Source organism: Prevotella sp. 885, assembly GCF_002265625.1.
Classification (GTDB): Bacteria; Bacteroidota; Bacteroidia; order Bacteroidales; family Bacteroidaceae; genus Prevotella.
Map to the genome: position 1 here is coordinate 23,646 of NZ_NOVE01000018.1, position 20,171 is coordinate 43,816.

The window sequence follows — 20,171 nt, forward strand, 5'->3', positions numbered from 1 at the left end:
TCGAGTGTGTTGTGCCTTTTAGAGTGCAAAATTACGACTTTTTAGCAACATATCAAAATGTAAGTGATAAAACTTGATTAAACGCAAGAAAGGGTGTGCCAAGCTTTATAAATGGAAGGAAAGACAATTCCTCATTTTTTGTATAGCTTGGCACACCCTTTCGTTCATGTACGTGTCATTTTGTGATTACAAGTTGTCAAAGTTGACAGCTTCTTCTTTTGCTTTCTTATGCGTTGCAGCCGGCTCAGACTTCTCTTCGTTGGAAGAGGATTTTGTCGGATGCTGGCGCTCTACGGGATTGCCATCCTCATCAAGGATAATCTCTTCCTCTATAGAGATGCTGTCTCTTCTCAAAGTGTCAGCCTTGGCACGTGGAGCATAACTTGAACAGTTATACATCGAAGAGGTGATGTCTGCATCCTTCGGCTTTCCAAACTTTACTCTGTATTTAGAGAATGCAGGGTCTTTAAGAACTGCTTCAAGGAAATAACCGCATATAGGAAGGGCTGTACGTGAACCTTGTCCGAGAGCACCGGTACGGAAGTGGATACATCTGTATTCTCCTCCTACCCATGCGCCTACAACAAGGTTAGGACTGACACCCATAAACCATGCATCGGAGTGGTTGTTAGAAGTTCCTGTTTTGCCTCCCCAGTCTGTATCGCGGAAGTTTCCTACGTAACCGTTAAGGCTCATGGATGTACCGCCTGGTTCGTGTGTACCGCCCATTAGCAACTGCTGCATGAGGAAGGCACTCTTGTAGGGGATGACCTGCTCTTCGCTAATGCTCGACTTGTAAACCTCTTTGCCATTTCTGTCAAGGATTCGTGTGACGAGCTGGCGCTTCACGTACTTTCCGTCGTTTGCGATTGTGGAGTAGGCATTTGCGAGTTCCAGCAGATTGATGTCGCTCGAGCCGAGAGCAAGTGCAGGAGTTTCGTCAAGTGGACTTTCTATACCCATCTTGTGAGCTGTTTCGGCAATTCTGTTGATACCCATTTCCTGACCCAATCGCACGGCAACGGAATTGATACTTCTTGCAAATGCCGCCTTCAATGGTATGGAGTCGCCTGTAAAATAACCGTTTGCATTTGTTGGTGCCCATGTCACTTCCTTGTTTTGGGTCTTGTCGAACACCTGCATAGAGAAATATTCGTCGCGACGCTTGTCACAAGGAGTAAGTCCCTGATTCATTGCCTCGGTATAGACAAACAGCTTGAATGTTGATCCAGGCTGTCTCATAGCTGTAACCTTGTCGTATTTCCATGACTTGAAATCGATGTCGCCCACCCAAGCCTTTACAGCACCTGTCTGTGGCTCCATGGCAACAAAGGCACAATGCATAAAGTGAACCATATAGCGGATGGAGTCCATAGTAGACATCTCTTTCTCTATGGTGCCCTTCTCATAATCGAAGAGCTTCACTTTGTGCGGTCGGTTGAGATAGTACTCAATGGAGTCGGGATTATTCGGGAAGCGTGCCAGCAAGTTTTTATATACAGGCTGTTTCTGTGCTATTCCTTCTATGAAGTTTGGTATGACTTTGTGATTCTCGTCCTGCCACGGATCTTGGTTCCCCCAATGGTTGTTAAAGTTGCGCTGTACCTGCTTCATCTGCTTGATTGCAGCTTCCTCGGCATACTTCTGCATACGGGAGTCGATGGTGGTGTAAATCTTCAGACCTGATGTGTATAAATCATAGCCATTATCTTTACACCATGTCTTGAGTTCTGCCGATAATGCTTCGCGGAAATACAAAGCTGCACCATCATAATTGCTTTCCACACTATAGCTCAACTTGATAGGTATTTGGCTTAGCGAGTCGGTTTCAGCTTTTGTAAGGTGTCCATGATTGCGCATATTGTTAAGCACAACGTTTCGACGACGGAGTGAGTTCTCGGGATTAGAGATGGGGTTGTAGTAAGTGGTTGCCTTCAGCATACCTACGAGTACTGCAGCCTGCTCTGTTGTGAGTTCTTTTGGAGTGGTATTGAAGTATGTCTTTGAAGCAGTTTTGATGCCGAATGCGTTAGAACCGAAATCCACGGTATTAGCATACATTGTGATGATTTCCTTCTTGTCATGCGTCATCTCCAGCTTTGTGGCAATAATCCATTCCTTGCTCTTCATTATCAGCATGCGAACGCCAGGAATCTTACCTAAGAGTCCTGTTGAATAGTCGGTACGCACTCGGAACATGTTCTTTGCTAACTGCTGTGTAATAGTAGACGCGCCTCGTGCGTCGTGATGAAGGACGGCATCTTTGGCTGCACCGAATAGTCCCCTAAAGTCAATACCCATATGGTTGTAGAATCGTTCATCCTCTGTATCGATAAGAGCATCCCAAAAAGCGGGATTCACTTCATCGTACTTCACCGGTGTGCGATTCTCGTTAAAGAACTTTCCTATCAGTACGCCGTCTTCGCTGTATATCTCAGACGCTTCGTGTGTTTCGGGGTTCATGATGGTGTAGAATCCTGGTGACTTGCCAAATAGCCACAGGAAGTTCATGTCCACCATTCCTAAATAAATAAAAAATGCTGCTATACACGATACTATTCCAATAGCGGTCTTAGTGTACCATGCCCGTCCACGATATAAACTGCGATACCATGGAAAGAAAGCTTTGGCTTTGTTTAGGCACCAGATGAGAATTTGCTTGATTTTTTTCATCTTTTAAATGTGTTATTATGCAAATTAAGATTATTGACTTATGCAAATTAAGAATATTATCTACAAAAGTAATAAAATACTTTAGTCTGATAAGCGGTCGTCTATATAATTTATGATTTCTTTAATGTTGTCGGGATGGAACCATCTGATTGTGTCGTCTCGCTTAAACCAAGTCTGTTGCTTACGGCAATACTTTCTGGAATTGCTCTGAATCTTGAATATGGCTTGGTCTATGGTGGTGAGTCCGTCAAGAAACTCAAATGTTTCCTTGAAACCAACGGTGTTTAAGGAATTAAGATTGCGTTTGTCGTATACAGACATGGCTTCTTCTATAAGTCCTTGATCCATCATTGTTAACACTCGCTCGTTAATGCGTGAGTAAAGTTCCTCACGGTCTCGTGTGAGTCCTATCTTTATTACGTCAAATGGTCGTGTTTTCTTCTTGTTTGTACGAAATGATGTATATGTCTTACCAGTCATGTAGCATATCTCCAATGCGTGAACAACACGGCGATAATTCTTTTTGTCTACGATTGCCCAATGCTCAGGATCTAACATTTTTAGTTCTTCCTGCAATCTCTCAAGTCCTTCGTTTTCGAGTCTTTGCTTCATTAATGTGCGTGTCTGATCGTCAATAGTCGGTATATCGTCTATACCATTACATACGGCATCAATATACATCATCGAACCGCCACTCATAAGTGCTATATGCGAATCTATGAAGAGCTTATTGGTCAGCAAATTCATAACGTCGCTTTCAAACATCGAAGCGCTGTAATAATCATCAATGGAATGATTGCCGACAAAATAGTGTTTCACCCGCTTTTGCTGCTCCTTAGTGGGCGCGGCTGTACCTATCGGAATCTCCTTGAAAATCTGTCTTGAGTCCGAGTTTATGATAGGTGTTGCGAGGTGTTCTGCTATACGGAGTGTCAGTTCTGTTTTTCCGACACCTGTCGGACCGACAATAACAATGAGTTTTTTTTCCATCAAAATAGTTGCGGATGTCTGTAATGTGATGGTTGGGATATTTATAAAAGATGTGGGTGTGTCAAAACAAATAATTATAGTGTTTTGACACACCCATCATCAATTGTCATTTAGAAAGGAATTTAGCGAATAATACCTCTCTTTGAATTCTCAACGAAATCAAGAATGTAGCTTATCTCCTTTGTCATTTGCAGGTTGTTCTTCACTTCCTGAATGCCTTCCGAGAGTATTCCCTTAGAATAAAGCAAGCGGTAGGCGTTGTGGATATGGTCAATCAGCTCGTTGGAGAATCCGCGACGTCTGAGACCTACAAGGTTAAGACCGCAATACTTGGTCGGTTCCTTGCCTGCAATGATGTACGGAGGAATGTCCTGACTGAAGCGTGAACCTCCCTGAATCATTACATAACCACCAATATGGCAGAACTGATGGCACAATACACTTGCCGAAACAATGGCATTGTCATCAACCACAACTTCACCTGCAAACTTTGTTGAGTTGCCGATAATAAGACCGTTTCCAAGAACGCAGTCATGACCGACGTGCATACTCTCCATAAGTAGATTGTTGCTGCCGATAACAGTCTTGCCCTTTGATGCAGTACCGCGCGAGAGTGTGACATTCTCACGGATGCTGTTGTTGTCGCCTACACAACAAAGTGTGTCTTCACCACGGAACTTAAGGTCCTGAGGCTTTGTGGAGATGCTTGCTCCAGGAAAGAACTCGTTGTTGTTTCCAATACGAGCACCATAATGGACAGTCACTCCGTTAAGAAATGTGTTATTGTCACCAATCTCTACATTTTTGTCGATGTAGCAGAACGGTCCAATTTGGTTGTTGTCACCCAACTTTGCTTCAGGGTGAACAAATGCAAGGGGGCTTATATTATTCATCTTTTCTTGACTTCTATATTCTTCTTACTTGTTTTTAACTATCTGAGCCGTAAACGTAGCCTCCGAAACCACATGGTCTCCGACAAAGACGTATCCCTTCATTGAGGATATTCCGTGACGTAGAGGAGCGAGCAGTTCCACCTTGAAGAGCAATGTGTCGCCAGGTACTACCTTCTTGCGGAATTTTACGTCGTCTATCTTCATAAAGTATGTAGACCAACGCTCTGGTTCTTCCAATGTATTAAGAACAAGAAGACCTCCACATTGTGCCATTGCCTCAATCTGAAGTACGCCAGGCATTACAGGTTCCTGCGGAAAATGACCAGTGAAGAAAGGCTCGTTGGCTGTGATGTTCTTCACGCCGACGATGCTTGTAGCGCCAAGTGAGATAACCTTGTCGACAAGTTGCATCGGATAGCGGTGGGGGAGAAGTTCGCGAATCTTGATATTGTCAAATACTGGTTCCTCATTGGGATCGTATATTGGCGCCTGAATTTCGTGCTTGCGAATCTCGCGACGCATAAGTCTTGCGAACTTATTGTTGATGGTATGACCCGGTCTGGTGGCTATGATACGTCCCTTGATTGGTTTGCCGATGAGAGCCATATCACCAATAATATCAAGAAGTTTATGACGTGTACACTCGTTTTCCCAAACCAAAGGCTTGTGCTGTATATATCCGAGTTCTTCTGCATCGCGACGCTCCACCTTAATCATGTCTGCCAAAGCGTCAAGGCGCTCCTGAGTGGTCTGCTGTTCGTAAATCACTATGGCATTGTCCAAGTCGCCACCCTTGATAAGGTTGGCCTTAAGCAAGGGTTCGATATCACGAACGAAAACGAAGGTACGTGCAGGAGCAATCTCTTTTGCAAAGTCGTCCGTCTTCTCCAAAGAGGCAAACTGTGAGTTGATGAATTTGGAGTTGAATGAACACATCGCTGTCAGAGAGAAATCCTCATCAGGAAGAATGGTGATGCACGATCCTGTCTTCTCGTCCTTTACCTCTATTTTGTGGCGTATGATATACCAGTCCTTAGGTGCATTCTGTTCTTCAAAACCAACCTCATTGATCTTATCCACATACATGGCGGCACTTCCGTCAAGAATAGGGAATTCGGGGCCGTTTACCTGAATAAGACAGTTGTCGATGCCCATAGCGTAAAGGGCTGACATACCATGTTCTATGGTTGATACGCGGATGTCACCCTTTCCAAGTACCGTTCCACGCTGTGTGTCTACAACATTCTCGGCAATAGCTTGAATGACGGGCATTCCTTCAAGGTCAATTCTTTGTATCTTATATCCTGAGTTTTCGGGTGCGGGGTTGAAAGTAACCGTAAGGCTTAAACCTGTGTGAAGTCCTTTTCCGCAGAGCGAAAAACTGCCTTTCAGAGTCTTTTGTTTAGACATGGTCTTATTTTGTTAATTAGTTTATTGTTTTAAAGTCGAGATGCTTATTCCTGGGGCATTATCTTCTGCAGGTCTTTCTTGATATTCTGCAAATCCTTATACATTTCCGGTAAGCGACGGAAGATGGCTTGTGACTTGAAGTAGCTACGTGGAGACATTGGTGGTGTACCGATAAGCTCTTCGCCTCCCTTCAGACTGCCTGGTACGCCAGACTGTGCACCAAGGAATGTCTTGTCACCAATGGTAATGTGTCCTGCGAGGCCAACCTGACCACCGAACATACACCAAGAACCCACTTTTGTGCTGCCAGCAATACCCACCTGAGCGGACATGACTGTATTTTCGCCAATCTCCACGTTGTGAGCCACCTGCACCAAATTGTCGAGCTTAACGCCCTTCTTGATGAGAGTTGTGCCCATTGTTGAGCGGTCAACACAGGTGTTGGCTCCGATTTCCACATTGTCTTCTATTGTTACGATGCCAATTTGTGGAATCTTGTCGTATCCGTCTGCATTGGGAGCGAAACCGAAACCATCAGCGCCAATAACACTACCTGCATGAAGTGTGACATTATTGCCTATCTTGACACCTTGATAGATGGTAGTATTAGGATAGATGATACAGTTGTTGCCGATATGTACGTTGTCGCCTATTACAGCATGCGGGTAAATTTGACAACCGTCACCGATTACACTTCCCTCGCCAATGCAGGCGAATGGTCCGACATAACAGTCCTTACCAATCTTTGCTGTTTCTGCGATGTATGCCTGAGACGCTATACCTGTCTTCTTTGGTTTGCTGGCTTCATATATCTGAAGAAGCTGGGCAATACTCTCATACGCATTCTTTACACGTATGAGAGTGGCTTTGGCCGGCTTCTCCAGTTCCACGTCTTCGTTTATTATAACAATAGACGATTCTGTGTCATATATATAGTGCGTATACTTTGGATTAGACAAGAATGATATTGCGCCTTTCTTTCCTTCTTCTATCTTTGCGAAAGTAAAGACGGAGGCATTGGCGTCGCCTTCAACCTTGCCGCCAATAACGCCAGCTATTTGTTCTGCTGTAAATTCCATTATTCTGAATATTATAATTACTTAATTCTGAAATGTAGATACGTCAGTTACGTCCGTTATTATTCATTTTAGAGCCGTTACCAATATCTAACTTGCAAAAATAAGCAATTTTATCCATATAAAGAATTTTAACCAAACATATTTCGTCTTTTTGGTGAAATATGGTTGTAATACAACTGTCAAATGGTTTAAATACCGTATTTTTTAAGCTCGGCATCCATCTGCTCCATCAGTTCCTTTGCCTTTTCGGCTGCAGTCTGAGCGAAAGTCTCGTCATTTGCAGCATATATGATGCCGCGTGAACTGTTGACCAGGAGTCCGCACTCCTTGTTCATACCGTACTTGCATACCTCTTCCAGGGAACCGCCCTGAGCGCCGACACCAGGAACGAGTAGGAAATGATCGGGCACGATGCGACGGATATCCTCAAACATCTTACCTTGAGTGGCACCCACAACGTACATCATGTTGTCCTTGTTGCCCCAGTTGGCTGAGGTCTTGAGCACTTTCTCGAACAGGCGCTCGCCGTCCTTGTCTTCTGTGAGCTGGAAGTCATGGCTTCCCTTGTTGCTTGTAAGAGCCAGTACGATAACCCACTTTCCGTCGTAGCCGAGGAAAGGTGTAACGCTGTCCTCGCCCATATATGGAGCAACGGTCAATGAGTCAACGTCATACTCCTCAAAAAATGTACGAGCATACATAGCACTTGTGTTGCCGATGTCACCTCTCTTGGCATCTGCTACGATGAAGTGGTTGGGATAGTTTTCCTTGAGGTACTTTACAGTCTTTTCGAAAGCCATGAGTCCCTTTACGCCGAATGCCTCGTAGAAAGCGAGGTTCGGCTTATATGCTACGCAATAGTCGGCTGTGGCGTCGATGATGGCCTTGTTGAAGCTGAAAATAGGATCTTCCTCTTTAAGGATGTGCTGCGGCACCTTCTTAAGGTCTGTGTCCAAACCCACGCAAAGGAATGTACGCTTAGTCTTTATCTGATTTACTAATTCTGATCTGTTCATAATGATTAGTATTTTATAAAATTACAATTCGTTTTCTTTCATCTTTTCCGCATTCTCTGCTACAGTAAGTGCATCAATCATCTGCTGGATGTTGCCTCCCATGAAACCGGGCAGGTCATATACGGTCATGCCGATACGATGGTCGGTGACACGCCCCTGCGGGAAGTTGTATGTACGGATCTTTGCGGAGCGGTCGCCAGTTGAGACGAGTGTTTTGCGACGGTTTGCTATATCGTCAACATACTTCTGGTGCTCCTTATCATATATATATGTACGCAGGCGCGCAAGAGCTCTTTCCTTATTCTTTGGCTGGTCGCGGGTCTCGGTACATTCTATGAGGATTTCCTCCACCTCGCCTGTATTAGGATTCTTCCACATATAGCGGGCACGCACACCTGACTCCACCTTGTTTACGTTCTGACCACCAGCACCTGAAGAGCGGAATGTATCCCACTTGATTTCGCCCTCATTGATGTTTACCTCGAACGGATCTGCCTCGGGAAGAACAGCTACGGTAGCAGCAGAAGTCTGCATACGACCATTTGATTCTGTTACAGGAACACGCTGTACGCGGTGAACACCAGACTCATACTTCAAAGTTCCGTATACGTTGTCGCCACTTACAGCAAAGCAGATTTCCTTGAAGCCGCCTACGGCACCTTCACTCTCGCTTGTGACAGATACGGTCCAACCCTTCGACTCGCAATACTTCTTATACATCATGAATATCTCGCCTGCAAAGAGACAAGCCTCGTCACCACCCGTACCGGCACGAATCTCCATCTGAACGTTCTTGGCGTCCTCTGGGTCTTTCGGCACAAGTGCAATCTTTATCTCTTCCTCGAGTTTGGGCTGAAGCTCTTCGTTTATAGCAAGTTCTTCACGTGCCATCTCTTTCATATCCGCATCCTGTTCGTTCATGATGATATCCTTTGCCTCTGAGATACCGTTAAGACAATTGATATACTTCTGACGAAGTTTCATGATGTCCTCAAGATCCTTATATTCCTTTGTCAGTTTCACGTAACGCTGCTGGTCGGCAATTACAGAAGGGTCGGTTATGAGGGTCGATACTTCCTCATAACGTGCCTCCAGTCCGTCAAGTTTCTCTAATATATTATTGTTTTCTGCCATTTGTCAAATTAATGTTGATATTTTGCAGGGGTGATATATGTAGAAGTGTTTTATTAATATTCAAATTCTCCGTACTCGGACTTGATGAGCAACGAGCGCTTGCCTTCTTCTATATGGCCGACAATCTGAGCGTCTATATTGAAGCTCTTACTGAGGGCGATAACCTTCTCTGCCACTTCCGGACGTACGTAGATTTCCATGCGATGACCCATGTTGAACACCTTGTACATCTCCTTCCAGTCTGTGCCACTCTGCTCCTGAATGGTCTTGAAGAGTGGGGGAACGGGGAACATGTTGTCCTTGATAACGCGGCAGTTATCGCCTACGAAATGGAGCACCTTTGTCTGAGCACCACCCGTGCAATGAACCATACCGTGAATATCCTCGCGCATTTCATCCAAAAGCTTCTTGATAACAGGAGCGTAAGTACGGGTGGGGGAGAGCACCAGCTGGCCTGCGTTGATGGGCGAGCCTTCCACCTTGTCGTCCAAACGGAGCTTTCCGCTGTAAACCAATTCTTCGGGTACAGCATGATCGTAGCTCTCGGGATATTTCTCAGCGAGGTACTTTGAGAATACATCGTGGCGTGCACTTGTCAGACCGTTCGATCCCATACCGCCGTTATACTGCTTCTCGTATGTAGCCTGGCCGAAGGAAGCGAGTCCTACGATTACGTCACCAGGACGGATATTGGCGTTGTTGATAACGTCCTTACGCTTCATGCGGCAGGTAACTGTAGAGTCAACGATGATGGTACGTACAAGGTCGCCGACATCAGCTGTCTCACCACCGGTGGCATACACACCTACGCCCATCTTGCGGAGGTCTTCCAAAAGTTCGTCTGTACCGTTTATGATGGCAGAGATAACCTCTCCAGGGACGAGCATCTTGTTTCTGCCGATGGTGCTTGATACGAGAATGTTGTCAACAGCTCCTACGCAGAGCAGGTCGTCGGTATTCATCACGATGGCGTCCTGTGCTACACCTTTCCATACGCTCAAATCGCCAGTCTCTTTCCAGTACATATATGCAAGTGACGATTTTGTTCCAGCACCGTCAGCGTGCATGATGTTGCAGTATTCTGGGTCACCGCCGAGAATGTCGGGGATTATTTTGCAGAAGGCTTGTGGGTACAGACCCTTGTCAATGTTCTTAATGGCATTGTGCACATCTTCTTTTGCCGCGCTTACGCCGCGCATCATGTATCTGTTCGAATTGTCCATCATGTTGTTATGTTTGTTTATATAAACTTTTCTGTTATCAATTATTGTATTTACATATTGTCTGTATCGTTCCAGAATTCCCAGCTTGCGAATGCTTGAAGGAGCAACATCTCCAATCCGTTCTTCGTTGTGGCGCCGTACTTGGCTCCCTTTGTCAGGAATAATGTTTCGTCGGGGTTGTATATAAGGTCGTACAGAATGGTGTGTCCGTCCATCGCCTCGTATGGTATGTCTGGGCAGGTGTCTGCTTTAGGGTACATTCCGAGCGGGGTGCAATTGACAATGACGTTATATTCCTTTATAATTTCAGGTGTAACCTCTTCGTACGTTATCGTGTTCTCTTTTTTTGTGCGGCTTACGAACAGCGTTTCAAGGCCGAGTGTCTTCAGACCGTACTCTATGGCTTTTGACGCGCCGCCGGTGCCTAATATCAGGGCTTTCTTGTGTGCAGGTTCAAGCATCGGTTCAATACTTCTTGTGAAGCCAATCACGTCGCTGTTAAATCCTTTCAGCACCACATCCTTACCCTTGTGGCTCACTCTTATGACATTCACGGCACCAATGGCTTTTGCCTCCGGACTCAGTTCGTCAAGGTATGCCATAACCTTCTGCTTGTAAGGTATGGTCACGTTCAGTCCTTTCAACTCTGGATTTGAGGCGAGAATCTCAGGAAGATCCTCTATCTGCGGAATCTCAAAGTTGATGTATTTGGCTTTAATGCCTTCATTCTCAAACTTCTCGTTAAAGAAATTTCTGGAGAACGAGTGTCCCAAAGGAAATCCGATAAGTCCGTATTTGTCCATAATGAGCCTTGTTAAAATGTTATAATGTTATTTCTCCGCTATGTACATCGTACATATTCCGAATGTCATCCTGCGGAAGGTCGCTTTAGAATAGCCAATCTTCTTCAGGATTTTAACCATTGTTTCTCCCTGCGGAAAGGCTTCTATAGTAGCTGTTAGATAGTTGTATGCTGTCTTGTCTTTTGATATCAGTCTGCCATATATTGGCAGAACTGTATGTGAGTAAATCTTAAACAACTGTCGCATTGGGAATCTTACGGGAGTGGTCAGTTCCACAATACACAGATGTCCACCGGTCTTGAGCACTCTCAGCATTTCTGCCAGACCCTTCTCCAGGTCGCCGAAGTTTCTGATGCCAAAGGCTGCTGTCACAGCGTCAAAACTCTCGTCCTCGAACGAAAGATTCATACAGTCGTCTCTCTTGAACGACACCACACCATCCATTCCCAGTTGGGCAATCTTCTTTCTTCCCACCTCCATCATGCCTTCGCTTATGTCCACGCCGACAAGTTCCTTGGGATTCAGCGTCTTGGTTGCCTGAATGGCGAAGTCGCCTGTTCCCGTTGCGATGTCGAGCATTCTTTGCGGACTGTATGGCTTCAGTCTTTTAAGGGCTTTGTTTCTCCAAAGCTTGTCGATGTTCCATGACAGTCTGTGGTTCAGTTTGTCGTATGAGTGGGCGATATTGTCAAACATTTGCTCCACCTGGACGCCCTTTTCCTCTTCATTGTTATAGGGCTTTATCTCTTCTTGTTTGTATGGCATTTCCGGTGCTATATATACAACATACGGGATATGCCGGATCAACAGTAGTTATTCGGCATACCCCTTGTGTTTTATTGTTTTATTTTCTTGTAGCCAGATATTCTGACACGTTCTTCTCTATGCGCTTGGCGATGTCACCTTCCTCAGCAGTCTTGTCAAACTTCTCGCCTGTGATGTGTTCATACAGCTCTATGTATCTTTCGCTTACGCTTTCTGCGTACTCGTCTGTAATCTCCGGCATAGTCTGTCCAGGCTCGTTCATAAAGTCATGCTCGATAAGCCACTGGCGGACAAACTCCTTTGAGAGCTGCTTCTGCGGCAGACCCTTCTCAAACTTCTCTTCATAGCCGTCAGCATAGAAGTAGCGTGATGAGTCGGGAGTATGAATCTCATCGATGAGGTATACCTTGCCGTCACGCTTGCCGAACTCGTACTTGGTGTCTACGAGAATCAGACCGCGCTTTGCTGCCATCTCCTGACCACGTGCAAAGATCTTGCGTGTATAGTCTTCCATAACAGCATAGTCCTCAGCGCTTACAATGCCCTGTGCGATGATTTCTTCCTTTGAGATGTTCATGTCATGGCCTTCGTCAGCCTTTGTTGTCGGAGTGATGATGGGTTCGGGGAAGCGCTGGTTCTCCTTCATGCCTTCAGGAAGCTTCACGCCGCAGAGTTCGCGGCATCCTTCCTTGTAAGCACGCCATGCTGATCCTGTAAGTATGGAGCGAATGATCATCTCCACACGGAATCCTTCACATTTTAAGCCTACCGTAACCATAGGGTCTGGAGTGGCAAGTTTCCAGTTGGGGCATATGTCCGTAGTTGCATCCAGGAACTTGGCTGCAATCTGGTTCAACACTTGTCCCTTGAATGGGATGCCCTTTGGCAGAATAACGTCGAATGCTGATATTCTGTCTGTTGCCACCATGACGATTACGTCGTCGTTGATGTCATACACGTCGCGTACCTTGCCATGGTATACGCTTTTCTGCCCTTCAAAATGAAAATCGGTCTTTGTAAGTGCTTTCATATTAATAATATGTTATTTTTGTTTGTGAATCCGTCAATCTTTCTCCTTGTTTTCTTTCTCTTTGTCGTCGTGTGACTCGTAGGCGTTTACGATACGTGTAACGAGTTTGTGTCGTACTATGTCCTTTTTGTTAAGTTCCACGAAACCTATGCCTTCCACGTCTTTCAGTATTTGCAGCGCCTCTGACAGTCCGCTTCGTTGTCCTCTTGGAAGGTCAATCTGGGTCATGTCTCCGGTAATGATCATCTTCGTGTCCCATCCCATTCTTGTAAGGAACATGCGCAGCTGTGCTGGTGTTGTGTTTTGGGCCTCGTCCAGAATCACCACAGCATCGCTCAGCGTACGTCCTCGCATAAATGCCAATGGTGCAATTTGTATGATGTTCTTCTCCATCATGTCTTGCAGCTTTACGGCAGGGAGCATATCGCCGAGAGCATCATACAAAGGTTGCAGATACGGATCAATCTTTTCCTTCATGTCTCCTGGGAGAAATCCCAGTTTCTCTCCGGCTTCTACGGCAGGTCTTGACAGAATTATCTTTCTCGCTGTCTTCTCTTTGAGCGCTCTTACAGCCAGAGCTATGCTGAGGTATGTTTTTCCCGTTCCAGCAGGTCCTGTGGCAAACACCATGTCGTTTTTCTCGTACGCGTCCACCAGTTGCTGCTGGTTTTCGCTCTTGCATTTTATGGGCTTGCCTGATATGTTATACACGATTACGCCTTTCACGGCGTCGCGTTTTGTCTGTCGACTTTTTACTATGTCCAGGATATCCTCTTCGCCGATATTATTGTACTTCAGCACATGTAGGCGCATCTTCTCTATCTTTTCTTCGAATGATGCCATTTCTTCCTCGTCGCCCAGCACCCTTATCACGTTGTTACGTGCTACGATGCGAAGTTTCGGGAAAAGAGACCTTATCATCTGCAGATGTGAGTTGTTCACACCATAGAATACCATCGGGTCAATATCCTCTAATATAATATGCTTCTCAATCAAAATTCCTATAAGCTATGTTTTGGCTGCAAAGTTAGTGAAAATCGTGGACAACACAAACATTTCTTAACGCGAAAACAAAGAAAAGTGGCTTTATCTCCGTGTTTTTTCGAGATACTTTCTGTAACTTTGCACTCATTATGAATTTCAGACAAAAAAGATACTTACAATATTTATCCATTGGAGTGGTGGTTTTGGCTATGGTTCGATGCGTATTTCCTACCATCGCCGAAGGTCCTGAACTTACAACAAAGACCGATGCAGACTCTTCTATGATACAGAAAACTGACAGTATTCAGCTGGCTAATGATGTTGAGAGCCTGCCCGTTGTACAGTCATATAAGTATAATGGCAAGTCACGCTTCTTCAACGAGGATGGTTCGCTGGTGAAGAACCGCATTTATAGCGTTCCTCATTTTGGTAATACCTTTCCTGACCAGAATGACGTACAGTTGCTTGCTGCCAACAAGCATGGCGTTAAGGCTGTTATTGATCGTGCCGACGCAGAGAAACGCAAGTCAGAACTGGTGTATGTCGGCAGCAATCCTTTCTATCATGTCGACAAGTTGAAAAGCAGCATCCCGTACCTTGTACCGAGAGCAGCAGAACTTCTGCAGGACATAGGACATTCCTTCTTTGATAGTCTTCAGATCAAGGGCATTCCTTTACATAAGATTATCGTTACGTCTGTATTGCGTAGTAAGGCTGACGTTGCAAAACTTCGCAGTCATAACGGAAATGCCACCGAAAACTCATGCCATCTCTATGGCACCACCTTCGATATATGCTATAATCGTTACAAGACTGTTGAGGATCCCGAAGGTCCTGCACGACGCAAGGTTCGCAACGACTCTTTGAAGTGGATTCTAAGCGAGGTGCTAAACGATAAAAGGCGTGAAGAAAGATGTCTCGTTAAGTATGAGGTTAAGCAAGGCTGCTTCCATATTACCGTGAAGTAATATCGTTTAAGGGTCTCTGTTATAAGTCTTTTAATAGCACCTTTTTCTGTGTTTCCAGGTATTCTGCATACGAGGCAGCCACTGTCTTCCATGCTTCTGTCAGTTCTGTCTTGCAGTCTATGCCAGGTGTCCAGTTGCCTTCTCTTTCCATTCTTTCTATGAGCATTCCTACAGACAGTCTGCTCAGACATTCTGCTGGTTGGAAACTTACGATGTCGTCCTTGTCTCGGCAAGCCGTTTCGTTAAGTATTCCCACCTTTGTCATGCAGAACAGTAGTTCGTTCACAATTCTTATCGGCAGCCTTGTCTCCATCTTCAGCTTCAGGGCTGTATAAGGCTTCTTGCCTTCCGCAAATCTCTTGCATATCTTGCTTGCGAGGAGTATACACATTCCCAACATGTCCTTGTGACTGAGGTCGCTTGTCCGTGCCTTGAAGGCATAGTCTTCCATGTTCTGGTTGGCGTAGCATAGCTCGGCACCGAACAGGCAGATTAGCCATGATATTTGCACCCAAAGCATGAATAATGGCAAGGCGGCGAACGAACCGTAAATGGCGTTGTAGCTGCTCACCCATATCTGAGAATTGATGTATACGAGCTGCAATCCCTGCATTGCCACGCCCGAGATTATGCCTGGAGCTATGGCACAACTTATCTTTACCTTTGTGTTAGGCATAAATACATACAGGGCAGTGAATATTGCTGACATTATGGCGTAGGGGAGCACATGGAGCATACACTCCATGAGTGGACCTATAACCATAGTGTCTTCTATATTCTTGAATATAGTGGCGAAGAAGATGCTTATACCTGATGTCACCACTATTATTATTGGCATAAGCAGAAACATTGACGTATAGTCCGTTATGGTTCTGAATACGCTACGTGGCTTCTTTACCTGCCAGATGTCGTTGAATGTCTCCTCTATGTTGCGGATAAGCATTATCACAGTAAATAGCATAAAGACAAGTCCGACACCAAGGAAGACGCCACGTTGTGTATGCACCAGATATGAGTTGACGAACCCCACTATAATGTCAGCAACCTGAGGTTGGCTTGACAATGCATCTCTGAACCATATTTCTATGTATTTATTATATCCGAATCCTCTTGCTATTGCGAAAACCACGGCAAGGATGGGCACGATGGCGAGGAGGGTGGAGTAGGTTAGGGCGCATGCCGCACTTGTTATTCTGCGTTCCGTAGTAAACTCTATTGCGAGAATGAGTTTGCGTGCCACGTTAAGAGCAAAATATCCTATCGGTCCCACCTCGTTTCTCTCAACGTGCCATATGCCGTCCTTCAGAAACGAGCTTATCTTTTTAAACGAGAAATTCGATATCTTCATAGAATGGTTTTAGTATTGTGTTGTATTCGTTTTCGAAGTTGGGTGTGAATGTGCCGTTCCCAAGATTGTCGTTTATTTCGTTCATCGTCCAGAATCGTCCTCCGTCCAATTCGCCTTCCGAAGGACTCACTTTGCCGTTGTATACCGTATAGAAGACGTTCACCATCTCTTTCTCTCTTTGGCTTTCGAAGACGTATCTCTTTATGAATTTTGGCTCGTAATCAGTCATGCCTAATTCTTCCTTTACCTCGCGTTGCAGAGCTTTGTCCACGCTTTCACCATAGTCGATATGGCCTCCGCAGGCTGTGTCCCATTTGTCTGGCTGAATGTCCTTCCATGCAGGACGATGCTGAAGAAATAGCTCGCCCTTCGAGTTGAACACATGCAGATGAACAACGGGATGGAGTATTTTCGATCCGTTATGCGCTTCTGATCGCAATATAGATCCGATGACGTTTCCTTCCGTGTCCACTATGGGGAACAGTTCGTTCTTGTTGTCCATATGATAATATTTTTTTTATACAGTCATTACGTACGTGCGGCTACCTTCAAATATTTTCTCTGCGTCCTCTTTGCTTATCTTTGCGTTGGGGCTGAATATGCCGAATACCGAGCTGCCGCTACCGCTCATCTGAGCATAAAGTGCTCCTTCCTCATACAGGCGTTCTTTTATGGCTCCCACTTCAGGATATAGTCCGAACACGCTTTCTTCGAAGTCGTTTGTCAGCATTGTCTTCCATTCCTCCACAGGACGTGCCACAACGTCTCGGCAGCAATACTGTGGGCTATGTGGCTTGATACGTGAGAAAGCCTCTTTTGTGGAGACGGCTACAGTTGGCTTCACCACAACCATCTTATATCCCTTTATGTTGTCTCCGTAAATCTTTACTGGCGACAGTATTTCGCCTATGCCCTCTGCGTAAGCTGGTTCTGCCGTTATGAAGAAGGGACAGTCTGCTCCCAGTCTTGCTGCGTATGCCTCCATTACGGCGTTTCCCATGTCCAGGTTGAAGCGTTCGTCAAGGAGTCTGATCATGTAAGCGGCGTCGCTCGAACCGCCTCCCATTCCAGCTTGCATGGGGATATGCTTATAAAGGTGGGCATGTACACGTGGAATAGCTCGTTCCGAGGCTATAAGGTTGTACGCCTTTACCACAAGGTTGTCTGCTTCGTCGCAGTTTGCATTCTCTCCAGTTACCTTCAGATCGCAGTTGGATACGGAAGGAAACTTCGGGTCCATCAACTTTATCTCCAGAGCATCGCATATTGGGATAGGGAAAAAGACTGTCTGAAGGTTGTGATATCCGTCAGCACGTCGTTCCACTATGTTTAGTCCAAGGTTTATCTTGGCACAAGGAAAGTCTATCATGATTTGGTCGTAGGGTGAGGTTTTTTATATAATTTAATAAGAGGGTGTGTCAAAATATTTTGACACACCCTCTCTTGAATGTTTCGGATATTTTAAATAGTGTCCTGTTTCTTTATCTTATCCACGTAGGCGTCGATGGCTGCCACGGCTGTGATGTTCACGATGTCGCGTACGGAGCTCTCGAAGTCTGTAAAGTGGATAGGCTTGTTCAGACCCATCTGAATCGGGCCGATAATCTCGGCGTCCGGGTCAATGGCTTGCAGCAGCTTGTAGCTTGCCTGTGCACTGCTCATATTGGGGAATACGAGGGTGTTGACATCCTTGCCCTTGAGACGTGTGAAAGGATATTTGTCGTCACGCAGCTCCTTGTTCAGGGCGAAGTTCACCTGCATCTCACCGTCGATGATAAGGTCAGGATACTGGTTCTGCAGCTGCTCCACAGCCTCATGCACACAGACTGGGCTTCCCACCTCGTCGGTTCCGAAGTTAGAGTAGCTTATCATTGCCATGCGCGGTTCCTCGTTGAAGAACTTCACGGTATGGGCTGTCAGCTTGGCGATGTCCACGAGTACGCTCTTGTCCGGATGGCGGTTGATGAGTGTGTCGGCAAGGTAGAATACGCCCTTGCTGGTGTTCAGGATGTGCATAGTGGCGAAGGTGTTATACTCCTTGCGGATGCCAATCACTTCTTTAGCCACCTTGATGGTGTTCGAGTATTTCGTGTAAAGACCAGTGATGAATGCGTCAGCATCACCCGTCTCCACCATCATCATGCCGAAGTAGTTACGCTCGTACATCTTGTCGTATGCCTCCTCGAAGGTATAGCCCTGACGTGCACGCTTCTTGGCAAGGTGCTTGGCGTAAGTGGCGCGGCGTCCCTGCTCTTGGTCTGCACGCATGTCTATCAGCTCTATGCCGTCAAGATTGAGCTTCAGACGCTCAGCCACACGACGTAGACGGTCGGGATTTCCAAGCAGGATAGGGAAGCAGATACCCTCTGTCTTTGCCTGTACTGCAGCCTTCATCATTGACGGGTGAGCACCCTCTGCGAAGACGATGCGCTGTGGATGCATGCGGGCTGTGTTGTGTAGGTTGCGTGTCAGCTTTGTCTCCTGACCGAGCAGCACCATAAGGTTCTTCTTGTATGCGTCCCAATCTGTAATGGTCTTGCGTGCCACGCCGCTCTCGATGGCAGCCTTGGCAACTGCGGCACTCACCTCTGTGATGAGTCGCGGATCCACGGGTTTCGGTATGAAATATTTCGGTCCGAAAGCGAGGTCGTTAACATGATAAACCTCATTAACGATATCGGGTACGGGCTGCTTTGCAAGGTCAGCGATAGCGTGCACGGCTGCCATCTTCATCTCCTCGTTGATAGCCTTGGCATGTACGTCAAGCGCACCTCTGAAGATGTAAGGGAAACCGATGACGTTGTTTATCTGGTTGGGATAGTCACTACGTCCGGTAGACATCAGTACGTCGGGGCGGCTTGCCATGGCATCCTCATAGCTAATCTCTGGAACAGGATTGGCGAGTGCGAAGACAATAGGGTTTTCTGCCATTGAGCGAATCATAGCCTGCGACAGCACGTTGCCCTTCGAGAGTCCTACGAAGACATCAGCGCCGTTAATAGCCTCCTCCAGGGTGTGTACGTCTGTACGAGTCGTAGCGAACATCTTCTTCTGTTCGGTAAGATTGGGACGGTCGGCTGTTATTACGCCCTTTGAGTCGAGCATGATGATGTTCTCCACTTTGGCTCCAAGTGCCACGTACAGCTTGGTGCAGCTGATGGCAGCGGCTCCTGCGCCGTTCACAACAATCTTTACCTTTTCAATGTCTTTTCCGGCAACCTCTAGTGCGTTCTTCAGTCCAGCTGCCGAGATAATAGCTGTGCCGTGCTGATCGTCGTGCATGACGGGAATGTCGAGGGTGCGCTTCAGACGCTCCTCTATGTAGAAACACTCAGGGGCTTTGATGTCCTCAAGGTTGATGCCGCCGAATGTCGGGGCAATCTTCTCCACGGTCTCGCAGAACTTCTCGGGGTCTTTCTCAGCCACCTCTATGTCGAAGACGTCAATGCCTCCGTAAATCTTGAAGAGCAGGCCTTTGCCCTCCATTACGGGCTTGCCGCTCATCGCGCCGATGTCGCCAAGTCCTAAAACAGCCGTACCGTTGGAGATTACGGCCACGAGGTTGCCCTTATCCGTGTATTTATACACGTCGTCCGGATTCTGCTGAATCTCCAGGCATGGGAATGCCACGCCAGGCGAGTAAGCCAGACTGAGGTCGGTTTGTGTTTGGTAAGGCTTTGTCGGCTTCACCTCAATTTTTCCGGGGCGTCCGCTCTGATGATAATGGAGAGCGTTTTCTTTTGTTATCTTTACCATTTCTTCGAGATTATATAGGTTTCTTCTGAATTGCTCATTATTAGGGGATGTTTGTATATGTCTCGCAAAGTTACTCTTTTTCGTTTAAATATTTCATAA

The 20,171-nt window shown here is 46.1% G+C and carries 17 protein-coding genes; 1 reads left to right on the top strand and 16 read right to left on the bottom strand.

What is annotated here, in order from left to right; translation table 11 throughout:
- Positions 1 to 186: 186 nt before the first annotated feature.
- The 12 genes from CHL74_RS07385 to CHL74_RS07440 all read right to left on the bottom strand — a co-directional run bounded on the left by CHL74_RS07385 (position 187) and on the right by CHL74_RS07440 (position 14,012).
- The gene (locus CHL74_RS07385) at positions 187 to 2,673 is read right to left on the bottom strand and encodes a transglycosylase domain-containing protein (protein WP_094880524.1); all 2,487 of its coding nucleotides are present in this window, start codon (positions 2,671 to 2,673) and stop codon (positions 187 to 189) included.
- An 81-nt stretch (positions 2,674 to 2,754) separates the two neighbouring features.
- A complete protein-coding gene (miaA, locus tag CHL74_RS07390; RefSeq protein WP_094880525.1) occupies positions 2,755 to 3,663 on the bottom strand; it encodes a tRNA (adenosine(37)-N6)-dimethylallyltransferase MiaA in 909 nt (302 codons plus the stop codon).
- Between the two features lie 122 nt (positions 3,664 to 3,785).
- Positions 3,786 to 4,556: an acyl-ACP--UDP-N-acetylglucosamine O-acyltransferase gene (lpxA, locus tag CHL74_RS07395; protein ID WP_094880526.1), complete on the bottom strand. Its 771-nt coding sequence runs from the start codon at positions 4,554 to 4,556 to the stop codon at positions 3,786 to 3,788.
- Positions 4,557 to 4,580: 24 nt separating this feature from the next.
- Positions 4,581 to 5,966 (bottom strand): bifunctional UDP-3-O-[3-hydroxymyristoyl] N-acetylglucosamine deacetylase/3-hydroxyacyl-ACP dehydratase, encoded by a 1,386-nt coding sequence (locus CHL74_RS07400; RefSeq protein WP_094880527.1) that lies wholly within the window; start codon positions 5,964 to 5,966, stop codon positions 4,581 to 4,583.
- 44 nt (positions 5,967 to 6,010) lie between these two features.
- Positions 6,011 to 7,045, bottom strand: a complete 1,035-nt coding sequence (lpxD, locus tag CHL74_RS07405) for a UDP-3-O-(3-hydroxymyristoyl)glucosamine N-acyltransferase (protein WP_094880528.1) — start codon at positions 7,043 to 7,045, stop codon at positions 6,011 to 6,013.
- A 188-nt stretch (positions 7,046 to 7,233) separates the two neighbouring features.
- The gene (gene pyrF / locus CHL74_RS07410; RefSeq protein WP_094880529.1) at positions 7,234 to 8,061 is read right to left on the bottom strand and encodes an orotidine-5'-phosphate decarboxylase; all 828 of its coding nucleotides are present in this window, start codon (positions 8,059 to 8,061) and stop codon (positions 7,234 to 7,236) included.
- A gap of 21 nt (positions 8,062 to 8,082) precedes the next feature.
- The gene (gene prfA, locus CHL74_RS07415; protein WP_094880530.1) at positions 8,083 to 9,195 is read right to left on the bottom strand and encodes a peptide chain release factor 1; all 1,113 of its coding nucleotides are present in this window, start codon (positions 9,193 to 9,195) and stop codon (positions 8,083 to 8,085) included.
- Positions 9,196 to 9,248: 53 nt separating this feature from the next.
- A complete protein-coding gene (locus CHL74_RS07420; protein ID WP_441339045.1) occupies positions 9,249 to 10,397 on the bottom strand; it encodes an AIR synthase-related protein in 1,149 nt (382 codons plus the stop codon).
- 71 nt (positions 10,398 to 10,468) lie between these two features.
- Positions 10,469 to 11,221, bottom strand: coding sequence for a shikimate dehydrogenase family protein (locus CHL74_RS07425; RefSeq protein ID WP_094880531.1), 753 nt, complete (start codon positions 11,219 to 11,221; stop codon positions 10,469 to 10,471).
- Positions 11,222 to 11,248: 27 nt separating this feature from the next.
- Positions 11,249 to 11,986: a bifunctional demethylmenaquinone methyltransferase/2-methoxy-6-polyprenyl-1,4-benzoquinol methylase UbiE gene (gene ubiE, locus CHL74_RS07430; protein ID WP_094880532.1), complete on the bottom strand. Its 738-nt coding sequence runs from the start codon at positions 11,984 to 11,986 to the stop codon at positions 11,249 to 11,251.
- Between the two features lie 79 nt (positions 11,987 to 12,065).
- A complete protein-coding gene (locus tag CHL74_RS07435) occupies positions 12,066 to 13,016 on the bottom strand; it encodes a phosphoribosylaminoimidazolesuccinocarboxamide synthase (RefSeq protein ID WP_094880533.1) in 951 nt (316 codons plus the stop codon).
- 33 nt (positions 13,017 to 13,049) lie between these two features.
- A complete protein-coding gene (locus CHL74_RS07440) occupies positions 13,050 to 14,012 on the bottom strand; it encodes a PhoH family protein (RefSeq protein ID WP_094880534.1) in 963 nt (320 codons plus the stop codon).
- A gap of 197 nt (positions 14,013 to 14,209) precedes the next feature.
- On the opposite strand from CHL74_RS07440, the gene CHL74_RS07445 reads away from it, so the two are divergent.
- Complete coding sequence (locus CHL74_RS07445) at positions 14,210 to 14,968, top strand: DUF5715 family protein (RefSeq protein ID WP_441339044.1); 759 nt, start codon at positions 14,210 to 14,212, stop codon at positions 14,966 to 14,968.
- A 19-nt stretch (positions 14,969 to 14,987) separates the two neighbouring features.
- On the opposite strand, the gene CHL74_RS07450 is transcribed toward CHL74_RS07445, so the two are convergent.
- The 4 genes from CHL74_RS07450 to CHL74_RS07465 form a co-directional block, all read right to left on the bottom strand.
- A complete protein-coding gene (locus CHL74_RS07450) occupies positions 14,988 to 16,316 on the bottom strand; it encodes a YihY/virulence factor BrkB family protein (RefSeq protein ID WP_094880536.1) in 1,329 nt (442 codons plus the stop codon).
- Positions 16,291 to 16,818, bottom strand: coding sequence for an NUDIX hydrolase (locus CHL74_RS07455; protein WP_094880537.1), 528 nt, complete (start codon positions 16,816 to 16,818; stop codon positions 16,291 to 16,293). The genes CHL74_RS07450 and CHL74_RS07455 overlap by 26 nt, the downstream gene beginning before the upstream one ends.
- A 15-nt stretch (positions 16,819 to 16,833) precedes the next feature.
- The gene (gene ispE, locus CHL74_RS07460; protein WP_094880538.1) at positions 16,834 to 17,685 is read right to left on the bottom strand and encodes a 4-(cytidine 5'-diphospho)-2-C-methyl-D-erythritol kinase; all 852 of its coding nucleotides are present in this window, start codon (positions 17,683 to 17,685) and stop codon (positions 16,834 to 16,836) included.
- Between the two features lie 92 nt (positions 17,686 to 17,777).
- Positions 17,778 to 20,072, bottom strand: coding sequence for an NADP-dependent malic enzyme (locus CHL74_RS07465; protein ID WP_094880539.1), 2,295 nt, complete (start codon positions 20,070 to 20,072; stop codon positions 17,778 to 17,780).
- Positions 20,073 to 20,171 lie beyond the last annotated feature (99 nt).